The sequence below is a fragment of the Pelagibacterium luteolum genome, from assembly GCF_900100665.1.
Lineage (GTDB): Bacteria > Pseudomonadota > Alphaproteobacteria > Rhizobiales > Devosiaceae > Pelagibacterium > Pelagibacterium luteolum.
Genome location: NZ_FNCS01000004.1, coordinates 24,648 through 48,567, shown reverse-complemented (window position 1 = coordinate 48,567; position 23,920 = coordinate 24,648). Strand labels below are relative to the sequence as shown.

The following is a 23,920-nucleotide window of genomic DNA, read 5'->3' as shown; positions in this document are numbered from 1 at the left end:
CTGGAAGGGAATACCAAGGGTTGGGCCGCGAAAAGACTGTAACGAGGATGTGCGCGCTGACGCGGGAAGAATTGCCCGCGTCTGCACTCATCCGGTTCGCGGTTTCACCTGATGGCGTGATCGCCCCCGATGTGGACGCCAAGGCCCCCGGCCGAGGCGTCTGGGTCAAGGGCGACAAGGCTGCGGTCGAAGAGGCGGTCAAGCGCAAAGCGTTTGCCAAGAGCCTCAAGACCAATGTCGAAGTGCCCGCCGACCTTGCGCTTATGGTCAAGGCTCGGTTAGAACAGCGCCTCGTCGGCGCCTTGGGATTGGCGCGCAAGGCCGGCGCTCTCGCCACCGGCGCGGCCAAGGTTGCTGGCCTTCTCGAAAGCGGGAAGGTCGCGGCATTGATTACCGCGTCCGACGCGGCCCCGGATGGCCGGCGCAAGATGCTACAGTCGGTGCGGCGCGGTTTCGACACGCCGCCGCCCCATATCGAATCTCTTTCGTCGACCCAATTGGGTTTGGCATTGGGGCTTGAAAATGTGATACACGCTGCGCTGACTCCCGGCGCGGCGGCAAATTCGGCGATTGAACGGGCCAATAGGCTTGACCGCTATATCGCCACAGACAGAGAAGAAGACGGCACCATATGACCGATAAGGACAAGACCAGCGACGATCAGGGCTCGGGGAAAAAGACCCTGACCCTCAAGGGCGCGCCAAATCTCGGCGCACGCCCCGGAATGTCGCGGTCCTCACGCACTGTGGTTGTTGAAAAGCGCACGCGCCGCGTCGGTGGACCTGGCACGGGTGCACCACAATCTGGCAGCAGCGCCCCTTCGGGCGGCGGCAGCCCACGTCCGCAAGGCCAGCGCCCGCAGGGACAGCGTCCCGGTGGACGCCCGCAGCCTGCGAGCCCACGCCATTCGGGCGCACCTTCGGGCAGCCTGACCCAGAACGAGGCTCAGGCCCGCGAACGCGCCCTGCGCGAAGCGGCTGCACGCGCCGACGACGACCGGATCAAGGCTGAAGAAGAAACCAAGCGCCACGCCGAGATCGATGCGCGCCGCAAGGCCGAGCGCGAGGAAATCGAACGCCGGGCACAGGCTCTCGAAGCCGACAAGGCTGCCGGTGAAGCTGCCGACAAGGTCAATGCCGAGCTTGACCAGATCGTGCCCGTTCGGGCCGGTCAGGCACGTCCCAAGCCCGTCGCCAAGCCGAGCCCGCGCGCCGCGGAACCCAACATGCCGCCCCCGCCGCCTCCGGGCGAAGGCGAGGACGATCGCGTGCGCCGTCGCGCCGCGCCTGGCCCCAAGGCGCTTGTCGACAAGGACGAGCTCGAGCGCGCCAAGCGCAACGCTGCGCCAAAGCCGAGCGCGACGCCTACGCGCCGCGATTCAAACTCGCGTGGCCGTCTCAACGTCAATTCGGCGCTGGACGACAATGATCGCCAGACTTCGCTCGCAGCAATGCGCCGTCGCCAGAACAAGAAGATGGGCCGCACCACCAAGGTCGCCCAGCCCAAGCTGGCGCGCGAAGTGATCGTGCCGGAAGTGATTACGGTGGCCGAGTTGGCCAACCGCATGTCCGAGCGCGCCGTCGACATCATCAAGCTGTTGATGGCACAGGGCCAGATGCTCAAGATCAACGACGTTATCGATGTTGATACCGCCGAACTGATCGCAACCGAGCTGGGCCATACGGTCAAGCGCGTTGCCGAGAGCGACGTCGAAGAGGGCCTTTACGACGACGTCACCAATGACGACGCCGGCGATCTGGTATCGCGCGCTCCGGTCGTTACCATCATGGGTCACGTCGACCACGGCAAGACCAGCCTGCTCGATGCGATCCGCGAAGCCAAGGTTGTCGACACCGAAGCTGGCGGCATTACCCAGCACATCGGCGCCTATCAGGTCGAAACCAACGGCCAGAAGATCACCTTCCTCGACACCCCGGGCCACGAGGCGTTCACCGCCATGCGTGCCCGTGGCGCGCAGGCAACCGATATTGCCATCCTAGTGGTGGCAGCCGACGATGGTGTGATGCCGCAGACGGTCGAATCCATCAAGCACGCCAAGGCGGCTGGTGTTCCGATCATCGTGGCCATCAACAAGATCGACAAACCCGGCGCCGATTCTACCCGCGTTCGCACCGAACTGCTTCAGCATGAAGTATTCGTGGAATCGATGGGTGGTGAAGTTCTGGACGTCGAGGTCTCGGCGCTCAAGAAGACCAATCTCGACGGCCTTCTGGAAGCTGTGATCCTGCAGTCCGAATTCCTCGAGCTCAAGGCACCGGACAAGGGTCCTGCCCAAGGTTTGGTCATCGAATCCAAGCTCGACAAGGGTCGCGGCGCGGTTGCCACGATGCTCGTCCAGCGGGGCGCACTCAGCGTCGGCGATATCGTTGTGGCTGGCAATGAATGGGCCAAGGTTCGTGCATTGATCGACGACAAGGGCGCACAGGCCAAATCGGCCGGTCCCTCGACCCCGGTCGAAGTGCTTGGCTTTTCGGGCGTTCCCGATGCTGGCGACCGTTTTGCGGTTGTCGAAAGCGAAGCGCGGGCTCGCGAGATCACCGAATATCGTCAGCGCGTCATTCGCGAGAAGACCGCAGGTGGCGGCGCGACATCGCTCGAGCAGATGATGAACCAGCTCAAGGCCTCGGGCATTGCCAAGTTCCCGCTGGTCATCAAGGGCGACGTTCAGGGTTCGGTCGAAGCGATCGTTACGGCGCTCAACAAGCTCTCGACCGACGAAGTTTCTGCCCAGATCCTCTATTCGGGCGTGGGCGGGATCACCGAATCCGACGTGACGCTGGCAACGGCATCTGGCGCAGTGATCATCGGCTTTAACGTGCGTGCCAACAAGCAGGCCGCCGAATTGGCGCAGCGCGAAGACATCGAAGTGCGCTACTACAACATCATCTACGACCTTATCGACGACGTTAAGGGCGTAATGAGCGGTATGCTGGCGCCGGAAGTGCGCGAAACCTTCCTCGGCAATGCCGAAATCCTGGAAGTGTTCAACATCTCCAAGGTTGGCAAGGTTGCGGGCTGCCGCATCACCGAGGGCATGGTCGAGCGTGGCGCAGGCGTCCGCCTTATCCGCGACAACGTGGTTATCCACGAAGGCAAGCTTTCGACCCTCAAGCGCTTCAAAGACGAAGTCAAAGAGGTTCAGGCTGGCCAGGAATGCGGTATGGCGTTCGAGAAGTACGAAGACATGCGCGCAGGCGATGTCATCGAATGCTATCGCGTGGAGAAGGTGCAGCGCTCGCTGTAGGCTTTCACCACCGACACGATTTGAGAGCGCGATCCGTCAGGGTCGCGCTTTTTTCGTGTCCAACGCCACCCGGGTTGCCTCAAGGTAGGATCGCGAGACGGGTAGCGTCTCGCCGCTCGTCAGTTCGATCACCGGGCGTCCATCCGCCCGCGTCAGCCTCGCGATTGCGGCAATGGCCACCCAATGGCTGCGATGAATCTGCAGCCCAGCAACCGGTTCTGTCTCGGCGATGGCGTCGGCCAATCGCATAAGCACCAGTGCCCTGCCCTTATCGGTGAATACCTCGACATAGTGATCGGCCATCGAGAGGTGGCTCAATTGCCCGCGGACCGCGTGGGGCAGTCGATCCAACAGGGCGGGCGGCTTTTCGGCACTGGGCGTTTCGGCCGCCTGATTTTGGCGTCGCGCCATTTGCGGCACCACCACCCCTTCGAGCACGGCGATCAGAGCCAGGCTGATCAAGAGGCAATAGAGAAACAATTCTCCAAGGCTCAATCCGGTGACGCGCAGATCGGGCACGAACAGCCAACTGATGGCGACGACGCAGGACGTTACGGGGATCGATGCGCCTAGTCCCAGCGCCGCAATGCGCACGATAAGCGGGCAGCGTTGGGGCACGAGTTTTTGTGTCAGGCTGGCCCCGATTTGACCCGCGCTGTAGGTGCCAAAGACGATCAGCATCCAGTAGAGCAGCCGCGGCGCAAGCGGGAGATACTCGAAGGTCGAAAATGGCCCGGTGATCCCGGCGATCAAACCCACTCCGATCATGGCTGCGAGCGCTATCGGATCGGTATAAGCGGCGCGCAATTCGCGAAGCGCCAATTGCAGGGGCTTTTCATTCACGAATTCAACATCCCTGCTCGCGCATTCGAACTTGTCGACCTGACGGACTTGCCATTCCGTATGCATGCCTGGCCCAAGCGCCAAAACATGAAGGAGAGACCCAGTGGATGCAACAGCTCTTTCCCTTGCGGGACCCGCCATCCAGATCCATGCCGGGAGCGCGATATTCGCGCTGGTTCTGGGCACGATCGTGTTGCTACTCAAAAAGGGCACAAGACTTCACAAGGCCATGGGGCGCGTGTGGATAGCGACCATGGTGGTGGTCGCGCTCTCGTCGTTCCTGATCACAGAAGTGCGGATGTTCGGGCCCTATAGCTGGATCCACATTCTCTCGCTCTACACCCTCTTCGGCGTCGCCCAGGGGGTCTGGTTCATCCGGCGGGGCAATGTCAGAGCGCATAGGGGACAGATGATCGGACTTTATGTCGGCGCGTTAATCCTGGCCGGATCATTCACACTCTTGCCGGGTCGTCGTATGCATGACGTTGTTTTTGCCGATGGTGGCCAGACGGCGGCATTGGTTGCCACCGGCGTTGCGGCCCTCATTGCGGTAACGATGATCGTCGGTCGACGGATGCGCCGATCTACGGTTTAGCCCCGCATCGGGTGTCGACGCCAGAAATCAAGAAGCGTTGTGCGGAACGCTGCTGGGGCGTCTAGGTTGGCGCAGTGGCCGGCGTTGGGTAGGTCGACGAGGGTGAAATTGGGCAGGGCCCTGAGGTCGGGCAGGTAGAGTTTGAGCGCGGCGTTGACCTGCCGGTCTTTGGCGCCGCGGATCAGCAGATACGGGCCGCTGTAATGCGCCACGTTGGCTGACAGATCATAGCGACTTACGGCGTCAACTACCGCGCGGCCGACCTGCGGATCGAACTTGGCAATCAGGGCCTCGACGATCTTGCGGCCCTCTGGTGAGGGCGTCGTGGCCCATGCCGTCACTTTTGCCGCCAGTGCGGGCCCGGTAAGGCGATAACTCAACGGCACAAGGCTGGCCGTGAACCCCGGCAGATTGAGCGCGACCGAGGTGCCGAACGTTGAAAGCGTCGCAAAGCGCCGACCGTGGTCTTTCAGAAGGTGGAGACCCAGAATTCCCCCAAGAGAATTACCGACATAGTGGACCTCGGCAGTCCCAGCGTTGTCGAGCACTTCGAGAAGATCGAGCGCCATGCGTTCTATCGTATAGTTTCGTGGCGCCGCCGGATCGGGCGTGGCGGAGCGGCCATGACCGCGCAAATCGGGTACCAGGACGCGGTAGCCTAGATTGGCAAACTCCATGGCATCAGCTGTGAATTGAACACCTCCGGCTGCTAGGCCGTGGCACAGGACGACTGGTTCACCGGTCTTCGGGCCGTAATCGCCATAGACCAGCTCAACGCCGTCGCTCGTTGTCAGCCTCCGTTCGTGCTCCACGCTCATTGTCCGCCCTCCCGCGCCATCTCGCCGACCAGCCAGTCGCGAAACTTGCGTGTTCTGGACGGCAGATCCCGCCCCCTTGCCGTTACGAACCAATAGCCATTGGCAGGCAGAACACCTTGCGGGAATGGGCGCACCAATTGCCCCAGCCTTTCGGCATGCTCGGACATGATGCCAACCGCCAGCAAGACCCCCTGTCCCGAGACAGCCGCGTCAAAGGAAAGCGCGGGGTCGGTATAGACCGGCCCCGACAATTCAAGATCGGGCACCCCGGCGGCCTCCAGCCATTCGGTCCAGGAGAGCATGGTCATCTGATCACGAATGACCGGCACTCTGGCAAGATCGGCTGGTGTTTTCAGGCGCTCGGACAGTGCCGGAGCGCAGACGGGATAGACTTCGCCGCGCGCGAGCGACATGGCCTCGACGTCGCGCCAATCGCCGCGCCCAAAACGGATACCGCAATCAATGTCTGGACGAGAAAGGTCGACCAGGGCGTCAGTGGGCAGAAGGCGGACCTCAATGTCCGGATGGAGGGCATAGAACTGCGCCAGACGCCAAACCAACCAGCGTGACGCCGAAACGTGGCCCAGTGTGACGTTGAGCACGCGCCCCTCGTCAGCAACCAAGCGGGCACTCGCTTCGGCGATCGACGAAAAGCCGGTACGCAGCAAAGGCAGGATCAATTCGAGTTGAGGGGTCGGTCTGAGACCGTTCGCGGTGCGATCGAACAGGCGCATTCCAGCTCTCTCTTCGGCGCGCTTGATGTGCTGGCTGATGGCGCCGACCGTAACGCCCAGGGCATCGGCGGCGGGAGCGAGGCCGCCTAGCCGCGCGGTCATTTCCAACGCGCGCAAGGCGTTAAGTGGGATTGCGAGGACGTCTGTCATATAGTTTTTCTAAAATTACCGCGAGGCAATGTCGATTGTTTGTAGCGCGACAATAAAGAAAATCTCCTGATAAACCAATCAGGAGAGATGTTGTGTGGAAATATATTCGTCGCTTTTTCGTTGAGCAAATCTATCCGGACCCGCGCACTTCGGAGGGCGAGCCTCCTGCCTATCTCAGCCTGCGGGAGATGGCCGATCTGCCGCCTTACCATCCCAACACCGCGCGGTGCCCCAAGGATTAGTCGCAGATGCGCGCTGTGCAGCTTTGTCCGTGGCAACCGAGATCGAAGTGGAAATGGTCCTCATGGTCCGCGTTGGCTTCGGGGCCGAGAACCGTGGTAAATCCTGTACATGCCGATGAGTGGGCGAAGGAGAGAAATTGCCCCTCCTCGCTTGCCGCTCTCGTTTCCCAGTCATCCAAAATGGTGATCGATCGACCGTCAGCCATTGTGATGGCGGAGATGTCGACGGCATTACCCAGACCGTGTTCGGAGACGAACCCGGTGTCGGCTCCGTTGCGCAGCCGACACTGATAGCCTGGCCCTGTGGCAAGGCTTTCAATACGCGTACCCAGCGCCGCATCGGCGTATGCATCGACATCCTCAGCCCAATCGGCCAGCGCGGTTGCAACGGAACAACTGGTCACCGGCCTGCCCGGTAAAGCGATCTGACGGCCATTCAGGGCTATGGCATCAAGGGCGATAGGACTTTGCTGACCGCATGTGCCCTCCGAGAGAGGCGGGATCATTTCGCCAACGATCCTACCACTGATCAGCGCCGGGCACGCCGCCTGGTAGATACGTTCAAGTTCGCCCGTTTCGCTGTCGGCGGGTTCAGGATCTTGGCCCTCGGTGATATCGGTTTCAGGCTTTTGAGTGAGCGTATCGCCCTGCGTTTCACCCAACCCTTCGGGCCGTGGCTGGGGGATGGGGGGATCTTCAACTGCATCTTGCGCGAGCGCCGGTGCTGTCAGCGACAAGAGGGCTAGAATTGCGATAAGCCGTTTCAAATGCCGTCCTCCGACGCTGGCAATTGCTATCTCAACGCGCGAGGAGTCATCACGTTGCCGATCTGGTGTTAACCGCGCACAAACCATCTTCCAAAACGCCCGTGTTTGCTGCTATCAGCGGCCCCATGAAAACACCGCAGAAGACCCCGCTTTCCCGCATCCGCAATTTTTCGATCGTGGCGCATATCGACCACGGCAAGTCGACGCTTGCCGATCGCCTGATTCAACTGACCGGCGGGCTCGATTTGCGCGAGATGAAGGAGCAGGTGCTCGACTCGATGGATATCGAGCGCGAGCGCGGCATCACCATCAAGGCCCAGACGGTGCGGCTCGAATATGAACACACCGATGGCGAGCATTATGTGCTCAATCTCATCGACACGCCGGGTCACGTCGATTTCGCCTATGAGGTGAACCGCTCGCTCGCTGCGTGTGAAGGCTCGCTGCTGGTGGTCGACGCCGCGCAGGGCGTCGAGGCGCAGACCCTGGCGAACGTCTATCATGCGATCGAAGTGAACCACGAGATCGTGCCGGTCCTCAACAAGATCGATTTGCCGGCGGCCGAACCCGAACGGGTCAAGCAGCAAATCGAGGATGTGATCGGGATCGATGCGTCCGAAGCGGTGGAAATTTCCGCAAAATCGGGCCTGGGCATCGAAAAGGTGCTCGCAGCCATTGTCGAGAGGCTCCCGGCACCCAAGGGCGACGAAAACGCGCCGCTCAAGGCCCTCTTGGTCGATAGCTGGTACGATCTTTATCTCGGCGTCGTGGTTCTGATCCGGGTGATCGATGGCCGTATCAGGAAGGGCCAGAAGATCCGCATGATGCAGGCGGGTGCTTCCTACGAGCTCGACCGCGTGGGTGTTTTTACCCCCAAGCTTGTCGATGTCGGCGAGCTGGGGCCGGGCGAGATCGGCTTTTTCACAGCCTCGATCAAGGAAGTGGCCGACACCAATGTCGGCGACACCATCACCGACGATAAAAAGCCCACGGCCGAGCCGCTTCCCGGTTTTCGTCCCGCGCAGCCGGTTGTCTTTTGCGGGCTGTTCCCAGTCGATGCGTCAGACTTCGAAGACCTTCGTGCCGCCATGGGCAAGCTGCGTTTGAACGACGCCAGCTTTTCGTTCGAAATGGAAACCTCGGCCGCGCTGGGCTTTGGTTTCCGCTGTGGGTTTTTGGGATTGCTGCATCTGGAAATCATCCAGGAACGGCTGACCCGCGAGTTCAATCTCGATCTCATCACCACCGCCCCTTCGGTGGTCTATGAAGTGGTGATGATCGATGGCACGGAAATCGCCCTGCATAATCCGGCCGATCTGCCCGATCCGGTCAAGATCGAGGAGATCCGCGAGCCGTGGATCAAGGCGACGATCCTGACGCCGGACGACTATCTCGGCGCGATCCTCAAGCTCTGCCAGGACCGCCGCGGCATTCAGACCAATTTGAGCTATGTCGGCAACCGCGCCATGGTCGAATACGATCTGCCGCTCAACGAGGTGGTGTTCGATTTCTACGATCGGCTCAAATCGATCTCCAAGGGTTATGCGAGTTTCGACTACCAGCTCGACGATTATCGCACAGGCGATCTGGTCAAGATGAGCATTCTGGTCAATGCCGAGCCGGTCGATGCGCTCTCGATGCTGGTCCACCGGTCGGCCGCCGAATATCGCGGGCGCCAGATGTGTGAAAAGCTCAAGGAACTGATACCGCCCCACCTCTTCGTGATCCCCATCCAGGCCGCCATCGGCGGGCGCATCATTGCGCGCGAAACCGTACGCGCCATGCGCAAGGACGTGACCGCAAAATGTTATGGCGGTGACGCGACGCGTAAGCGGAAACTGCTCGAAAAGCAGAAAGAGGGGAAAAAGAAGATGCGCCAGTTTGGCAAGGTCGAAATCCCCCAGGAGGCCTTCATCAAGGCGCTCAAGATGGACGATTGATCGTTACCCAGCATTTCATGGATGTCTGCGGGCCTAACTCGAGCCCGGCACCCATGCGATAGCCAGTTCATCGCGCTCCAGCACATAAAAGCCGTTCGCTGCAACTTCGCTCCAGTCGCTGTGCTCACCGTCGGGCCACAGCACGCGGATTTGCGCCGTTTCGGCATCGCCGAGGCCGAAATGCCACCAGGAATTGATGCCGCTAACATGGCCTCCGCCCGAGGTCAGTTCGCGCTGGATGACGCGGTCGTCGATCTTTAATTCGATCCACGCGCCGACTCCGTCGCGGTTGCTGCCCGGCTGTTGCGCCCGCACCTGAATCCAGTTGCCCAGATCTGTGCTCGTATTTTGCCAGAGCTGCGCCCGATCGTGGCGATTGACGACGACAAGATCGAGCAGGCCATCGAGATTGAAGTCTGCCACGGCGCCGCCGCGCGCGGTGAGCATGGAAGCGACGCCAGCCTCCTCGCCCGCCTCATAGAATGTGCCATCCGCCCGCTGGAGCAGGAGGTTATTAGGGTCGAGCAGTGCGAAATCGGGCATTTCCCAGACATTACCCTTGGCCACGAACAGATCGGCCAGCCCATCATTGTTGATGTCTTCGAACTGGGCGTGCCAGGCTGTCGATGGCTTGATCTCCCCACCCGTATAGGGTCTGTGGGCGGTAACGCCTCTTGCATAGGCGACGTCGGAATATACCGGCAAGACATCGCCGTCCTCCGGCACCGCGCTCAAGACCTGGAGCTTATTGTCGGCCATCGAGGTGAGGAAAAATTCGGGGTAACCGTCGAAATCGAGGTCGGCATTGGCGATGCCCATGCCCCAGATTCGTAGCCGCTGCCAGCCATCTTCGGGGCCGAACAGCTCGGGCGCTGCGCCAGGTTCGATCCTCCAGAGCTGTTCCTGACCGCCCTTGTAATATTCACGATCGTTGGAGACCCGCAACGCGGGCGTCCCCGACCGGTTCCAGTCGGTAAAGAGCATCGAGAGCGCGCAATAGCTCGGGGTCAGGGGGATCGGCGCTGCAAACCCGTCATCGGCGTCACCAGGCCGGTGCAGCCAATTGTCGGTGCACGAGCCCCAGGGCATCATCGGCTCATTGCGGTCGACATAATTGCCGATGGCGAGGGTGGGCCAATCGCTCCCCGCTTCCCACGTCGCGGCAAACGCCGTGGACCACCCATCGCCACCGTCAAAACCCCATGCCGCATTGGCGCTTTCAAAGTGGCAGTTGCCGAGGCCGCGCATCGCTATATTTTCGCCAACACGCAAAAGGACGATATCCATTACCCCGTCGCTGTCGATATCGATGGGATAGGCGCCCGTCACCGCGTCGATCTCGAGCCCGCTTTGCTGGCTCTCGAACACCAGATCGCCAGATGGCGTCGACCTGTTGCGATAAAATCTGGCCGGCTCTGTGCCTCCAGCCAGCAGCATATCGGGGAACCCGTCCGCGTCGCAATCAAACACTGCGGCGCCGCCACCGACCATATATTCCCACTCGCCCGAAAAAACGCTATCGATCCCGGCGGATTCGGTCACCTCCGTGAAGCGGGGAATTGCGGGCTCATCGGCCACTGCTGGAAACGCCAGGATCGCCAGAACCACGGTGAGGCGCATCATGGCGCAACCCAGGTCACGAGCGCGTTGGTGTATTTCGCGATGCACAGGCCCTGCGCCAGCCCTTCTTCAATGGCAGAGCGGAAATGGATGCCGCCATAGAGCCGTGAGATCGCTGCTTCCTCTGCGGCCTCCCAAAAGCTTTCATAGTGGCGCACGGCCAACCCGTCGGCCTCATGAGTCGCGTCGGCGAAGGTATAATTGTCGCCGAAATGATGTTCGAGCACTCCGGCCGCAGCACCGGACTGCGTGGAGTGGCCCGAGGGATATTCGGGGAACGGCGGTGTGATCAGGATGGGCTGCCAGCCGGGGTCTACCAACCTGTTGATATAGGTTACGGGCCGGACCAGATTGTAGCGATATTTGGCATCCCAACAGCCGATGAACGAGTCAGCCAGAACCGTGCCGAGCCGCGCCAGCACGTCGACGGTCTCATAAAGGTCCGCTTCATCGCCTTCTAGAGCATCAAGGGCGATGGAAATCCAGTGTCCCGGTGGCGTGGGCGACAGCATTGGATCGTCGGACCAGAAGCGCGCGATCGCTTCCTGCTCTGAGGTACGGTTGACCACAGCGTCGCGGACTTCCATGGCCTCGGTGTAGAAGGCGGAACCCGGCGCTTCGCTGTACTCCGGTGGCGGCGGAATTGAGCAGGTGGCACCGTCGGGCATTGCGAACGTGCGATTGCGCCCCCAGCCGGGCAGCAGTGGCGCCTGTTGTACGGCTATGCGATTGGTTGGCACCCAAAGCGCAGGATCTTCTACAGTCTCGAAGTCGTAGGGAAAGCCGAGGTTTTCGACCACGGCACCGCCATCGGTGCGGGCCCATTCAGCGATGTGCGCCCCCACCGCCGCCCCGAACGCCTCGCTGCGCGCGACGATATCGGGTGGCACGCCGGAAGCCAGATCGCTCGCCGTGCGCGACACCATGAAATCCATGGCGCGCTGGCCGGTTGGCCCGGTGTTGCCAAAGAACTCATTGGCGCCGAGGCCCAGGGCCGCATGCATAAGGATCGCTTCGTCATAGTCGGCACCGGCCTCGCGTTGGGGCAGCGGGCCGAGTTCATTGAGCTGACCGGCGAGGCTCCGCACCGAGGGATCTCCACTTGCGGCGGCCTCAAAAGCTGTCACTCCGAGATAGGCAAAAGCGCGGCTGGCGACGGGTGGAGAATAGGTTGGGGTGTGCCGCACGAGTTCAAGGATCAGCCGGTTCCAACCGATCACGACATCTCGGGCGTCATCGTGTCCGAGCTGTGCCGATGCTGGTGCAGACAGCGTCAGCACCAGTGTAATCCCCACTATCCAGGACCGGACACCGGGTCTTGTGCGAGAACGTTCCCCCACGGCTTCCTCCGAGCCATCGTATATCCGTGCATCTATGCACGCCCCCTCGCGCCGCGCAAGCAGTGCGCCTTATGGCTGCGGGCCTACCGACGGCACTTCCCTGTTGCGCGCCGTTTCCCTATCAAGTACGTTCGCGCCGTTCTGCTTCGGGCCATGCGCCCGCGGAGCACCCGTAGCTCAGCTGGATAGAGCGCTGCCCTCCGAAGGCAAAGGCAAGCATATTCTGCTGCGCAAACTGTTGGAAAAAGTCGAATAAAGCCAAGAGCTTGGCGAAAATCGACGGAAGTGAGGAAAGTCCGGTTGAGGTCGCGGAAGCACCGCGGAAGCAAGCGGAAGGAGGTTGTAGAGAACGATCGGCGGCATTTGAGCGGGATTTCGGCATCGCTCAGATTCGATGTTCGCCGGTCAAGGTTCGAGGTTGACCCAGGTTGATGTCGAACGATATTGGACTACCAAAGCGCCCGTAGCTCAGCTGGATAGAGCGCCACCCTCCGAAGGTGGAGGCCACACGTTCGAATCGTGTCGGGCGCGCCATTTCAGAACAGAACTATGAACGCCGAACGCCGCCGTTTCTACGCTTGAAGCGGCGACCAGCGTTCGCAGCAGTTCCGACTTCGATCCCATAATGCGAACCTCGTCGTCGGCGACCTCGACGCGCTGCGCCAAAGCGCGCAGATGGTCGCGTCGGTAGCCGCCATCATCGAGTGAGAGCGGCGGTGCAAAAACCGGCCACGGTAGCGGCGGGATAGTCCGGCCGCGGGCGGAGTAAAATCCGGCCACCTATTTCCCTTCTGCATTGAACGCAGGAGGGACAGGGGATCTACACCGTGGAACTTTATCTGAAGGTTCGCCTGGCCGTCTCGGAAGGGATGAGCCGGCGTCAGGCAGCGAAGCATTTCAACATATCGCGCGACAGCGTTGCCAAGATGCTGTCGTATTCGACTCCTCCCGGCTATCAGCGCCGGTCACCGATCCGACGTCCGAAGCTGGATGCATTTGTTTCGACCATCGATCATTGGCTGGATGAGGACCTGACGGTTCCGCGCAAGCAGCGCCATACGGCCAAGCGAGTGTTCGACCGGCTGCGTGCCGAATGCGGGTTCACCGGCGGCTACACGATCATCAAGGATTACATGCGCGAGCGAGAGCAGCGCTGCCAGGAGATGTTCGTGCCGCTGTCGCATCCGCCCGGCCATGCACAGGCGGACTTCGGCGAGGCGATGGTGGTGATCGGCGGTGTCGAGCAGAAAGCCCGTTTCTTTGTGCTCGACCTGCCGCATAGCGACGCCTGCTATGTGCGAGCCTATCCCGCTGCGGTGGCTGAGGCGTGGGTCGATGGCCACATCCATGCGTTCGCCTTCTTCGGGGCCGTGCCGCAATCGATCGTCTACGACAATGATCGTTGCCTGGTGGTCAAGATCTTGCCCGACGGCACGCGCAAGCGAGCGGCGCTGTTCAGCGGCTTCCTGTCCCACTACCTGATCCGGGATCGCTACGGTCGCCCCGGCAAGGGCAACGACAAGGGGAATGTCGAGGGCCTCGTTGGCTATGCTCGTCGCAACTTCATGGTTCCGATCCCACGGTTCACGACATGGGATGTGTTCAACACCTGGCTGGAAGAGCAGTGCCGCAAGCGCCAGCACGACAGGCTGCGCGGCGAGAGCGAGACGATCGGAGAGCGGCTGCAGCGCGATCTCGCCGCCATGCGCGCATTGCCGGCTTCGCCGTTCGATGCCTGTGACCAGGCCAGCGCCAGAGTGACGGCGCAATCCCTGGTCCGCTACAAGACCAACGACTACTCTGTTCCGGTCGCCTATGGCCACAGGCAAGTCTGGGTCCGGGGTTATGTCGACGAGGTGGTGATCGGCTGCCGCGGCGAGATCATTGCTCGTCATCCCCGGAGCTGGGAACGGGAAGACGTCGTCTTTGATCCCATCCATTACCTGCCGCTGATCGAGCAGAAGATCAATGCATTGGATCAGGCCGCCCCTCTTCAGGGATGGGAATTGCCCGAAGAGTTCGCCACGCTGCGCCGCCTGATGGAAGCACGTATGGCCAAGCAGGGCCGCCGTGAGTATGTGCAGGTGCTGCGTTTGCTGGAAAGCTTCGATCTCGTCGATCTGCACGGGGCGGTGAAGCAGGCCCTCCAACTCGGCGCGATCAGCTTCGACGCCGTCAAGCATCTTCTCCTGTGTCGGGTGGAGCGCCGGCCGCCACGGCTGGACCTGTCCATCTATCCTTACCTGCCAAGGGCGACGGTCGAGACGACGTCGGCGAAGGCATACATGCGCCTCCTGTCATCGGATGCAGGAGAAGCGGCATGAGCGCCGAAGCGCCTGACAATCCCCCTGCGATTTTGCTTTCCCATTACCTCAAGACCCTCAAGCTGCCGACCTTCCAGCGCGAGCACCAGAAGCTGGCCCGGCTATGCGCGTCCGAAGGCGTGGACCATGTCGGATACCTTGCTCGTCTTGCCGAGCGGGAGATGATCGAGCGGGACCGCCGCAAGGTCGAACGCCGTATCAAGGCGGCGAAGTTCCCGGTCGTCAAAAGCCTCGACAGCTTCGACTTCACCGCCATTCCGAAGCTCAACAAGATGCAGGTATTGGAATTGGCGCGCTGTGAATGGATCGAGCGCCGCGAGAACGTCATCGCGCTCGGCCCCAGTGGCACGGGCAAAACTCATGTCGCCCTCGGTCTCGGTCTGGCCGCCTGCCAGAAGGGCTTGGCAGTCGGCTTTATCACGGCCGCCGCTCTCGTCAGCGAGATGATGGAGGCTCGCGACGAACGGCGTCTTCTGCGCTTCCAGAAGCAGATGGCTACCTACAAGCTCCTCATCATCGACGAGCTGGGCTTCGTGCCGCTCTCCAAGACCGGGGCGGAACTGCTGTTCGAGCTGATCTCGCAGCGTTACGAACGCGGCGCGACGCTGATCACCAGCAATCTGCCTTTCGATGAATGGACGGAGACGTTGGGCTCCGAGCGTCTGACCGGCGCACTGCTCGATCGCATCACCCACCACGTCAACATCCTCGAGATGAACGGCGAAAGCTACCGTCTCGCCCAAAGCCGCGCCCGAAAGGCAGGCTGAAGCCCTCACGAAAATAGCCGACGCCGCAAGCGGGAAACTCTAGTCGGGCTACGCCCTCCCGCCGTTCCCCGCTTGCGGCGCCAAGTGGCCTACTTTTGCGCCGCCCAACGGCCTGGTTTTGCTCCGCCGTTGACACAAAGCCCGATATGGCCAATTTTGCCTTCGCGGTGGAGGGCGGCCAGCCCCTCCATCGTTTCTTCGATGGGGAGTTTACGGTCGATGCGATGGACGTAGTAGAGGTCGATCCGCTCGATCCCCAGCCGCTTGAGCGATCCTTCGCAGGCGCGGCGCATGTAGCCGGCGCTGTTGTCGATGCTGCGCGCGTATTCGCCGGGTTTGCGCACGATGCCGAACTTGGTGGCGATTTTCACCTTGGCACGGCTTTCGGCGAGGAGGCGGCCAATCAATTCTTCATTGTGGTGCGGCCCATACATGTCGGCGGTATCGAGGAAGTCGACGCCGAGATCGGCCGCGCGCCGTAGAACCGCCAACGACTCCTCGTCGTCGCGTGGGCCATAGAACTCGCTCATCCCCATACAGCCAAGCCCGATGACGGAAACCGATAGGTCGGGACCAAGTGTTCGCTGTTGCATTGCTTTGCTCCTTGTTCTTCGGAGACAAAGATGGTTTTCTATTTCGATGAATAAAACCACCAAAATTCGTAAGCCGTTTTCCGATATTGGAAAGCAAGAGGCCAGCCGCCTACGATGGGACGATGCACGGGTGTTCCTCGCCATCGCCCGCAACGGATCGTTGAGCGGCGCAGCGGCCAGCCTCGGGAGCGGCCTCGCCACCGTTTCGCGCCAGATCGAGCGACTAGAAGCCGCGCTCGGCTTGACTCTCTTTAGCCGTCACCAGAATGGCTACCGGCTAACCGACGATGGTGCCGCGCTGCTGGAGCGCGCGGAAGCACTCGAACAGGCGGCAGAAGCCTTTGCGGAAGGGTCAGCCGCTCAAACGGAAATTGCCGGTCGGGTGCGTCTGGCGACGGCCGAGACGCTTGCCAACCATCTGATAATCCCTGCTCTGCCAAAACTGACCGATCAGTATCCCGACCTCACCCTTGAAGTTGTGACAGATGTTCAGACGGTCAATCTGCACCGCCGCGACGCCGATCTGGCTATCAGGATGGTCAAACCCGAGCGTGGCAACGTAACGATCCGGCGTTTGGGAAAGCTCGGTTACGGCCTTTACGCCTCTCAAGGCTACATAGCTGGCCGGATTGAAAAGCGTGAGGACGCTAGATTCGACACCGACCGCTTTATTGGTTGGTGCGAGACATATGGTCATCTGCCTGCTGCCCAATGGGTCGAGCGGATACTGCGCGGCCGTGCTCCGATTCTGGCAACAACAACCCTCTCGGCGCAGGTTTCCGCTACCCTCGCAGGTGCCGGCCTAGCTGTGCTGCCGCACTTCATTGCGCGGCAGAACGACCTTGTTTGCTTGGAATCGGACCTTGGCATCGACCAAGGAATCTGGTTGGCTATTCACTCTGATCTTGCACAATCCCGAAGGGTTCGGGTGGTCGCAGAGTTTTTCGCAAGCCTGATCCACGAGGCTAAGGAGAAGCTTGAAACTGCGGGTCGCAAGTAAGGGCATGTCAGCGCAACGACTTAAATTCCCAACCCTCTCTGCCGCCCCAACTGCCACGACACCGATCCGCCCTGCACGACGCCCATAACCTCGCGGCCGAGCTGGCGGTCGATGACCGGCCGCCACGGGACAAGGGTGAACTCATGGGATTTCTCGACCACGGCGAACTTGCCGCTCGATAGCTGCACGGTGCCGGTGAACTTGCCGCTCACGTTCTCGCCGTCCGTGGCCGCGCGGAACGGCAGGCCGTTGCTCTCGGCCATCTCCGCGCCGACACGGGCAACCTCCCGCTCGCGCAGGGTGGCGAGAAGGCTGCGCCGGTAGAAGATTCGGCCGTCCCGGCTGCGGGTCGCGTCGCCCTGTTCGATATGATGCTCGCGCCGCTGGTCCATGGCCTCGCGCACCTGCTGGCCGAAGCCGGTCAGGGCAAGGTCGGCGGCCTCGCCATGGATCAGTCGCCGGTCCAGCCAAGTCGCGCCGTCCGATCCGATCTGCCTTGGCAGATCGACCGGGGAAAGGACGCGAACGCTGGCCTGCCGGTCGCGGCCGGCGTCATAGGCGGCCGCACGACTGACCAGATCATCGGGGATGCGCCATTGGTCGGCGTCGATCCGCTCGACGATCCCGGCCCGGCGCAATGCCTCCAGCCGGCGCACATGAGCATCGACATAGCCCTCATAGTCGCCTCCGGGAACGCGACCCTCGAACTTCGCCTGCTCCAGATGGCGGCTCGGGCGATAGATGCCATCCTCGGCGATGGCCGTGATGGTGCGGTCAGACGGCCGGGCCGTCACCTCGGCCGGGCCCATCTGGACGACGCTGCCGATGCGGGCGTCCTCCAGCCGCTCGGGCGCGATGCCGGCGATATGGTGTGTGCGGCCGTCGATCCCGTCCACCACGATTGTCAGGTTCTCGCCCAACTCGTCGGTAAGATGCTTGTCCACGACGCGGCCGACAATGGGCGTCTCGGGCGCTCCGTCATGGATTTGGAAGCTCATGAGATCGCGTTCATCGCCCTGCGGGCCGAGCGCCTTCTGCATGGTGCGGATAATGTCTCCGCGCTCGCCCAACTCGCGCAGGGCCGGCTCCATGTCCTTGCTCAATTCCCAAACGCCGGGTGCGTGCTCGGTCGCCAGTCCCATCTTCTCCAGCTTGCCGAGACGGCGCAGGCGCAGCGTCCGCTCGAACTGCCGCCTCGGCGCTGCCGGTTCATGGCGCAGGTCGAGGAAACGGGCATCGGCTTCCTCGGTCATGGCACGGTCGATGCGGGTGAAACGGTCTTGGTCGATTTCGGCCGATAGCTTGCGAGTCTGCTCGATCTCGGTGACGGGACCGAGTTCCAGACTGGCAAGCTCGCTGGCGCGCTCGCGCAGGCCGGCGGAAAGGTAGTCGCCGTTGATGACTAGATCCCCGCCCATATCGTCGCGGCCGTTGACGACGATATGCACATGGGGATGGCCGGTGTTGTAGTGGTTGACGGCGACCCAATCGAGTTTCGTGCCGAGGTCGGCTTCCACCTGTTTCATGAAATCGCGGGTGTAGGCCGTGAGGTCCGATAGCTCCGCCCCGTCTTCTGGTGAGACGATGAACCTGAACTGGTGGCGGTCGTCCTTGCCGCGATCAAGGAAGGCGTCGCCATCGGCGCGGTCCTCGGTCGCCGAATAGAGTTGGCCGCGCTCGCCGTCGCGTGACGTGCCGTCGCGCTGGACATAGCGCAGATGCGCGCGGGCGCGTCCGCCCTTCCACGCGGCCCGGACGCTGCGCTGCTTGACGATCACGCGGCGGCTGCCGGGCTGGCGATGATGCCATTGACCGGAGATGTTGCGGGCGCGCACGAAGCTCGCGCCCCGGCCGCGCTTCACGCCCTTGCCGCTGGCGACCATGGCGCGGGACCGCCCCGGCGATGACGGGCGGGCGGATGACGACATGGAAGGATCGCGGGAGGCTGCCGCCTGATGCTGGCGGGTGATCTTCTTGACCTGCGTGAAAAAGCTCTTGGTCTTGCCGGCCTTCGGCGTGTCGGATCGGATGCGGCCGGGCTTCGGTCGGAAGCGGTTTTCGTCGTCGGCGCTCATAGGCGCGACTCCAGCCAAAACCCCCGGAAAACGGCCGATATGGGCCTATGGTGCCGCTCGAAACCCTGCAAAGCCAAGGCTTTGCGCGAAATCGCGGCACGCGGCCCCTCAAAACCATGGTGCCGGAATCGGTCGCCTAACCAGTGTGCAGACAACAACAATTTTGGGAAGCGGCCCGACATGGTGCCGTCTTCTTTAATCTTGCCCTCCGCCCTTTCTGCCTTTTCTTCCCGTCCTGCCGGGAATTCAGCCGGGCGAAAACCTGCCCGACCAGATGCTGAAACCGGCGTCGCCGAGCGCGGGAGCGACGCCCTCATGGCGTTCCCCCGTCGCTGGCGCTCGCCACGAAAATGCTATCGTCTTGCGGCTCCGTGGTGGCGGGATCGCGCGCCGGAACGGCAGCGCGGCCGTCGCCTGATTGCGCCTCGGACGGCGGCGCGGCGGCAGCCCGCGTGTCGGCCGGGCGCATGACGAACAGCGGTGCCTCGCGCCAATCGGGCGGCGGTGCCGGTGGTTGCAACGGCGCATCCGATGGAGCAGCGCCGCCAAGGATCGGAGCGAGTGCGGCGACATAGGCGCGTGTCTCGGCGGGAAGCGGGCGGCCCGTCGCACGGTGCTCGTCATAGCGGCCGGGGCCGGCGTTATAGGCCGCAAGCATCGCGCCGATATTGCCGTAGCGGTCGAACATTTCGCGCAGATAGGCCGTGCCGGCAAGGATGTTGTCGCGCGGGTCGTAGGGATCGCGGCCGAGGCCATGGCGGACGCGCAGGCCCGCCCATGTGTCGGGCATAACCTGCATCAATCCCATCGCGCCGGCCGACGAAACCGCGCGCACATCGCCCGCGCTTTCGGCGCACAGCACGGCGCGAATCCAGTGCTCGGGGATGCCGAAACGCTGCGACGCCTCGGCGATTTGCGCCGCATAGGGATAGGCGACAGCCGGGCGCTCGACGGGCGCGGTTTGCGCGACAGCGACGCCCGATCCGATGCAGACGGAAAGCGCCCCCGCCAGCAAGACGGCATATTGCCATGTCGGCCTGTCTCCGCTTCGCCGCCAGCCTGCCAGCGTGCTCGCTGCGCTCAAGAGCAAGGCGCAAGCGCCGGCCGATGGCCGCCCCTGACCTTCGCTGCGCGCGCCGGCCGTCTGGTCGCCGAGCGGGACGAAGGGATGAGACGGCTTTCCCGCGAACAAAGGGATGCCGATCTTTGACCGGATGGTGGGCCGGACGCGCGCGGCCTTCATTCCTCGTCCTCGACTTTCCGGGGGTGCTTCCAACGCAGGGTCCAGACCGAAGGATCGTCGTTGGACTGGAACAGTTTGGCGCGGATCGGGATCGGGAAGATTGGCCCTTCCAACCGCATCGACACGAACTCGCCAGCGTTCTCGCTGAAGTCTTTCCATGCGGGGCCGGTATCCGGGCCGTCCTCGCTGTCGAGACGCACGCGGTAGTCGGGGGCGTTCTTCGCATCGCTCGGCTTGGCCGGAACGATGAACAGCTCGTCGCGGAGGCCGAACGAATGAAGCTTCCCGGCATAGCCGGTTTCGGTGCGGGTGAAGGTGCCTATTTCTGCCATGGGAAATCTCCTGCGGTTGGTTTTCGGGGGGTGGTTTCAGTGCGTCGGCGCGCGCCACTCGTAGCGGCCGACGCCTTCCTCATCGGTCCAGAGCGGGACCGCTCGACCGATGACGGAAGCTGCGGGGACGGGTCCGAAGTAACGGCCGTCGAGGCTGTCGCGGACTTCCCAATTCATGAGGAAAAGCTGATCGTCGCCGATGACGCGGCAGCCCTGCCAGACGGGCAGATCGCGGCCGAGGCTATCGCGCTCCAGCGCCTCGCCCATCTCGATCCCGTCAACGGTGATCGTGCGGCCGGCGCGGCAAACCCGCTGTCCGGGCAGGCCCAAGACGCGCTTCAAGAGCGGAACGCCTCGCGCGATATAGCCGCGCTCGACCATGAAGGCGGCGAGCGGTTCGGGCGGCAAGATGGCGACCAGCTCGGGCACGTCGATCCGGTCGGCTGGCTCGACGGTGTAGAACCCGACCGGCGCGCTTGCGGTGGCGTTCCAAATGAGTTTCGTCGGCGTCTCGACCGCGCTTGCGGCGGCGATACCGAGGACGGCGAGCGCCGCCCCCGTAAGGATGCGGCGGCGCGTCATGGGTCGATCCTTCGGCGGTGAAGCCACGCGGCATGTCGCTCGGGCGTGTAGGCGTGCGGCTCCAGATTGGCGGTCAAACGGTTGTGGACGTGCCGCCAGTGGTCCGGTGAGGCGTCGGCCGGATCGAGGCCGAGCGATTCCACGGCGTCGATGGCGGCAAGTGCGCGCTGCACCTTCGGCCAGCCGTCCAGCCGCAACAGGATTTCGCCGCCCGGCCGAACGAAGGGCAATGTCTGGAATGGCTCGCCCCGACCGATGGCGCGCACGATGTCGATGCGCGAAACGACAGTGCCGTGCTCGCCCTTCGCCCATCGGACGAAGGCGAAGACGCTGCCCGGCGCGAAGCCGACGACGCTGCGGCGGCGGTCGATGATCTGCTCGTAGCTCTTGTGGCCGAAGCGTATCCAGTGCTCGACCTTGCGTTTCTCGAAGGTCAGCTCGACCAATGTTGTGAAGGGCGCAGGCCCGTCCGGCAGCGGACGGCCGTGCGCGCTGCGGTGGGCGCGACGGGTCATTGATCGTCTCCGGTGATGTGCTGGGGGCTGCGCGGGCGCAGCGCGTCGAGCGCGGCCGTCATGGCTCGCCCCTTCGAGCAGGGCCGGCACCACGCTTCGCGTGCGCGCGCGTCAAAGAAAAAGAGTTAGATTCTCTTTTAGATAAGTTAGCGGTCGGATTCCGCGTTTCAGGCCAAAGCGTTAGCTGCGGTTCGTGCGCCTGATGTGCCGATAGTGATGCGCCTGATGTGCCGATACCCCGTGCGCCTGATGTGCCGATGGTATTAACAGGGTTATCAACAGTGCCTGTTGATAAGTTTTCGGGGCGGATACGCAGCAGCTCGCGGCCGTCTCCCCGCTCGATCTGGAGGCGATAACCGGGGAGCTGCTGGCGGGCCGCTATCCGGCGCAGGTCCAGCGCGAAGTCGGACGGCCGCGCGAGACTGCCGGATTTCTGATGAAGGTGCGCGACCTCGAAAATCCAGCCGTGGCGCTGGTGCCCGGCGTGCTTTCGAGCGACGCGGTAAAGCCATCGCTCGATGCCGCCAGTCAGGCGGAAATAGGCCGGGTCGATGGTCAGGACCAGCGAACGGTCGATGACGCTGTTGTAGAACCATTCGGGCAGGACGAACTCCATGCCCTCGACGCGGCCGGCGCGCGTCGTCATTTCCTCCCATTCATTAATCCAAGAAAACTGGCGGCGACGCCAATGCGGGCCGTTGCGGATCGTTGTGGCTATGACGGTCGATTGCAGCCGCGCCAGCGCGGCCTTGAGCAACAGATATTGCCGGTTGCCGGTCGGGCGGCCGATGGCGCGCAACAGATGGTAGGGCGTGAAGCGGAAGAAACGCGACGTGGTGAGGCCGTTGTTCTCGGCCGCGACGATCTGCGAGGCCGCCCATATCAGCACATCGGCGTCCCAAATGGTCGCCATGCCGTGCTCGGGCATCCCGAACACCTGCACCTCTATGTCGGCGGCCTTGTAGAGAATCGGCTTGGTGCGTGGGGTCTTCGCCAGCGAGAAAAACGGCCGTTCCATCAAGTCGCGCTGATCGCGCGGCGGCGCATCGCCCGTTGCGACCACGAAGGGGTCGAGGCGGCTGCGCTCGCTGTCCTCGGCCGGCTGCGCGGGGTCGTGATCGTCCTCGCGCAGCATCTAGCACTCGTCCCGTTCTTCGGGCGTGAGCGGACGCGCGGGAAAGACCGTGCCGGCAGTCTTGTCGCGGGTGGATTTACGCTCGCCGACCGCGCTCCAGCCTTCCAGATCGCGGACGGTGTAGAGGACGCGACCGCCGACCTTGCGATAGGTCGGGCCGGTGCCGTAGGTGCGATGTTTCTCAAGGGTGCGGATGGATATGCCGAGGAAGCGCGCGGCTTCCTTGGTGCGCAACAGGCGCGGCGGCAGGCCCGCAAGCGGGTTGGGCATGGATCACCTCCAGTCGGAATTGGGCTGCCGGAGGGCGGCAGCGGACTGTGGCGAACCATGGCGAGGGATCGGCGGCGCGTAGCGTGCCGCATTCGCGCCTATGCGTTGGCGGCACCCCCCTTTCGGGGCGCTGCGCGGCCGAGGGATTTCAGCGGTTCATCGCGTGTTGCGCGGAAAAGCCAAAGACATTCGCGCGCGGTTCGTCTAGAATTATGGGTGGAGCAGACGCGCTGCTCTGGGGCGTGGAAACCCCGAAGCATACCGGATTGGTGCTCTCCGATTGGGCACCGGATTCCTCGATCTATGGTCGGGGAGCCGTGGGCGCATGTCCAGGGCTACCCGCCTAAAGGTCTACGGGACCGGGTATGCTCGGTTTTCCAACTCCCCGATCACCAAGGTCAGAGGGGCTATTGCGGGGGCGCACCGCAAGCAAGGCCCTTCCGGGTAGAGGGGAATGACGATGAAAATTCCAGTCGAACTCGATCCTGATGTGGACGACGAAGCGCCGACCGGCGACGCCATAACCGCCTATGACGAACGGCATTTCGTGACCTATCTGCGGCTTCTCGATGCCAAGGCCGAGGATGCGGACTGGAAGGAAGTGGCGCGGATCGTCCTGCACCGCGATCCTTTGGCCGAGGAATTACGGACCTATCGTTGCTGGCAAAGCCATCTCGAACGTGCCCAATGGCTTTCGCGCGAGGGCTACCGAAAAATTCTGGAGCAGGCAGCCGCGAACAGGGCGTGACGGCGATGGCCGCACGATCAAT

23 protein-coding genes, 1 tRNA gene and 1 pseudogene are annotated in these 23,920 nt (G+C 62.6%); 10 read left to right on the top strand and 15 right to left on the bottom strand.

The genetic code is table 11. The annotated features are described in order from the left end of the window. The first annotated feature begins 20 nt into the window (after window positions 1-20). Window positions 21-635 (top strand): RNA-binding protein, encoded by a 615-nt coding sequence (locus BLR31_RS08990; protein ID WP_425287224.1) that lies wholly within the window; start codon window positions 21-23, stop codon window positions 633-635. Further along, entirely contained in the window at window positions 632-3,265 is a 2,634-nt protein-coding gene (gene infB, locus BLR31_RS08985) for a translation initiation factor IF-2 (protein WP_090595041.1), read from the top strand. The genes BLR31_RS08990 and infB overlap by 4 nt, the downstream gene beginning before the upstream one ends. 36 nt (window positions 3,266-3,301) lie before the next feature. Here infB and BLR31_RS08980 read toward each other — a convergent pair whose 3' ends face one another. Then, window positions 3,302-4,108 (bottom strand): LytTR family DNA-binding domain-containing protein, encoded by an 807-nt coding sequence (locus BLR31_RS08980; protein WP_176762586.1) that lies wholly within the window; start codon window positions 4,106-4,108, stop codon window positions 3,302-3,304. A gap of 103 nt (window positions 4,109-4,211) precedes the next feature. On the opposite strand from BLR31_RS08980, the gene BLR31_RS08975 reads away from it, so the two are divergent. Beyond that, a complete protein-coding gene (locus tag BLR31_RS08975; protein WP_090595635.1) occupies window positions 4,212-4,703 on the top strand; it encodes a DUF2306 domain-containing protein in 492 nt (163 codons plus the stop codon). Here the strand turns inward: BLR31_RS08975 and BLR31_RS08970 are convergent. Together BLR31_RS08970 and BLR31_RS08965 are read right to left on the bottom strand one after the other, a co-directional pair. Further along, window positions 4,700-5,521, bottom strand: a complete 822-nt coding sequence (locus BLR31_RS08970; RefSeq protein WP_090595034.1) for an alpha/beta fold hydrolase — start codon at window positions 5,519-5,521, stop codon at window positions 4,700-4,702. The genes BLR31_RS08975 and BLR31_RS08970 overlap by 4 nt on opposite strands. Then, window positions 5,518-6,405, bottom strand: a complete 888-nt coding sequence (locus tag BLR31_RS08965) for a LysR substrate-binding domain-containing protein (RefSeq protein WP_090595032.1) — start codon at window positions 6,403-6,405, stop codon at window positions 5,518-5,520. Before BLR31_RS08965 ends, BLR31_RS08970 begins: the two co-directional genes overlap by 4 nt. Before the next feature lie 92 nt (window positions 6,406-6,497). Here BLR31_RS08965 and BLR31_RS21670 point away from each other — a divergent pair, with 92 nt between their 5' ends. Next, complete coding sequence (locus BLR31_RS21670) at window positions 6,498-6,647, top strand: hypothetical protein (protein WP_176762585.1); 150 nt, start codon at window positions 6,498-6,500, stop codon at window positions 6,645-6,647. Here BLR31_RS21670 and BLR31_RS08960 read toward each other — a convergent pair. After that, window positions 6,644-7,414, bottom strand: coding sequence for an extensin-like domain-containing protein (locus BLR31_RS08960; RefSeq protein WP_176762584.1), 771 nt, complete (start codon window positions 7,412-7,414; stop codon window positions 6,644-6,646). The two genes, BLR31_RS21670 and BLR31_RS08960, sit on opposite strands and share 4 nt — an antisense overlap. 125 nt (window positions 7,415-7,539) lie before the next feature. Here BLR31_RS08960 and lepA point away from each other — a divergent pair, with 125 nt between their 5' ends. Then, window positions 7,540-9,354 (top strand): translation elongation factor 4, encoded by a 1,815-nt coding sequence (gene lepA / locus BLR31_RS08955; protein ID WP_090595027.1) that lies wholly within the window; start codon window positions 7,540-7,542, stop codon window positions 9,352-9,354. A gap of 33 nt (window positions 9,355-9,387) precedes the next feature. On the opposite strand, the gene BLR31_RS08950 is transcribed toward lepA, so the two are convergent. Further along, window positions 9,388-10,977, bottom strand: coding sequence for a CRTAC1 family protein (locus BLR31_RS08950; RefSeq protein WP_090595024.1), 1,590 nt, complete (start codon window positions 10,975-10,977; stop codon window positions 9,388-9,390). Next, the gene (locus tag BLR31_RS08945; RefSeq protein WP_244504999.1) at window positions 10,974-12,254 is read right to left on the bottom strand and encodes a vanadium-dependent haloperoxidase; all 1,281 of its coding nucleotides are present in this window, start codon (window positions 12,252-12,254) and stop codon (window positions 10,974-10,976) included. Before BLR31_RS08945 ends, BLR31_RS08950 begins: the two co-directional genes overlap by 4 nt. Window positions 12,255-12,771: 517 nt before the next feature. On the opposite strand from BLR31_RS08945, the gene BLR31_RS08935 reads away from it, so the two are divergent. From BLR31_RS08935 to istB, 3 genes are all read left to right on the top strand, one after another. Further along, a tRNA-Arg gene (locus BLR31_RS08935) sits at window positions 12,772-12,848 on the top strand. Between the two features lie 293 nt (window positions 12,849-13,141). Then, entirely contained in the window at window positions 13,142-14,638 is a 1,497-nt protein-coding gene (gene istA, locus BLR31_RS08925; protein ID WP_069708665.1) for an IS21 family transposase, read from the top strand. Further along, window positions 14,635-15,405 (top strand): IS21-like element helper ATPase IstB, encoded by a 771-nt coding sequence (istB, locus tag BLR31_RS08920; RefSeq protein ID WP_069708664.1) that lies wholly within the window; start codon window positions 14,635-14,637, stop codon window positions 15,403-15,405. The genes istA and istB overlap by 4 nt, the downstream gene beginning before the upstream one ends. An 89-nt stretch (window positions 15,406-15,494) precedes the next feature. On the opposite strand, the gene BLR31_RS08910 is transcribed toward istB, so the two are convergent. After that, entirely contained in the window at window positions 15,495-15,998 is a 504-nt protein-coding gene (locus BLR31_RS08910; protein ID WP_210183902.1) for an aldo/keto reductase, read from the bottom strand. Window positions 15,999-16,002: 4 nt separating this feature from the next. Here BLR31_RS08910 and BLR31_RS08905 point away from each other — a divergent pair, with 4 nt between their 5' ends. Beyond that, window positions 16,003-16,998 carry a LysR family transcriptional regulator gene (locus BLR31_RS08905; protein WP_244504998.1) on the top strand — a complete coding sequence of 332 codons (996 nt, stop codon included), beginning with the start codon at window positions 16,003-16,005 and terminating at the stop codon, window positions 16,996-16,998. Between the two features lie 20 nt (window positions 16,999-17,018). Here the strand turns inward: BLR31_RS08905 and BLR31_RS22015 are convergent, their stop codons facing one another. From BLR31_RS22015 to BLR31_RS08865, 8 genes and pseudogenes are all read right to left on the bottom strand, one after another. Beyond that, complete coding sequence (locus BLR31_RS22015) at window positions 17,019-18,251, bottom strand: DUF3363 domain-containing protein (protein ID WP_425287228.1); 1,233 nt, start codon at window positions 18,249-18,251, stop codon at window positions 17,019-17,021. 174 nt (window positions 18,252-18,425) lie between these two features. Then, window positions 18,426-18,881, bottom strand: a pseudogene (locus BLR31_RS22310) (relaxase/mobilization nuclease domain-containing protein); the annotation flags it as partial. A 505-nt stretch (window positions 18,882-19,386) separates the two neighbouring features. Continuing rightward, complete coding sequence (locus BLR31_RS08890; RefSeq protein WP_090595010.1) at window positions 19,387-20,316, bottom strand: lytic transglycosylase domain-containing protein; 930 nt, start codon at window positions 20,314-20,316, stop codon at window positions 19,387-19,389. Further along, window positions 20,313-20,648, bottom strand: a complete 336-nt coding sequence (locus tag BLR31_RS08885) for a DUF736 domain-containing protein (RefSeq protein ID WP_090595007.1) — start codon at window positions 20,646-20,648, stop codon at window positions 20,313-20,315. Before BLR31_RS08885 ends, BLR31_RS08890 begins: the two co-directional genes overlap by 4 nt. Before the next feature lie 36 nt (window positions 20,649-20,684). Beyond that, window positions 20,685-21,230 (bottom strand): S26 family signal peptidase, encoded by a 546-nt coding sequence (locus BLR31_RS08880; protein ID WP_090595005.1) that lies wholly within the window; start codon window positions 21,228-21,230, stop codon window positions 20,685-20,687. After that, entirely contained in the window at window positions 21,227-21,745 is a 519-nt protein-coding gene (locus BLR31_RS08875; protein ID WP_090595002.1) for a DUF2840 domain-containing protein, read from the bottom strand. The genes BLR31_RS08880 and BLR31_RS08875 overlap by 4 nt, the downstream gene beginning before the upstream one ends. 58 nt (window positions 21,746-21,803) lie before the next feature. After that, the gene (locus BLR31_RS08870) at window positions 21,804-22,880 is read right to left on the bottom strand and encodes a replication initiator protein A (RefSeq protein WP_090594999.1); all 1,077 of its coding nucleotides are present in this window, start codon (window positions 22,878-22,880) and stop codon (window positions 21,804-21,806) included. Continuing rightward, on the bottom strand, window positions 22,881-23,150 hold the full coding sequence (locus tag BLR31_RS08865; RefSeq protein ID WP_090594996.1) for a helix-turn-helix transcriptional regulator: 270 nt from the start codon (window positions 23,148-23,150) through the stop codon (window positions 22,881-22,883). 460 nt (window positions 23,151-23,610) lie between these two features. On the opposite strand from BLR31_RS08865, the gene BLR31_RS08860 reads away from it, so the two are divergent. Next, the gene (locus tag BLR31_RS08860; RefSeq protein ID WP_090595632.1) at window positions 23,611-23,898 is read left to right on the top strand and encodes a DNA -binding domain-containing protein; all 288 of its coding nucleotides are present in this window, start codon (window positions 23,611-23,613) and stop codon (window positions 23,896-23,898) included. Window positions 23,899-23,920: the final 22 nt, after the last annotated feature.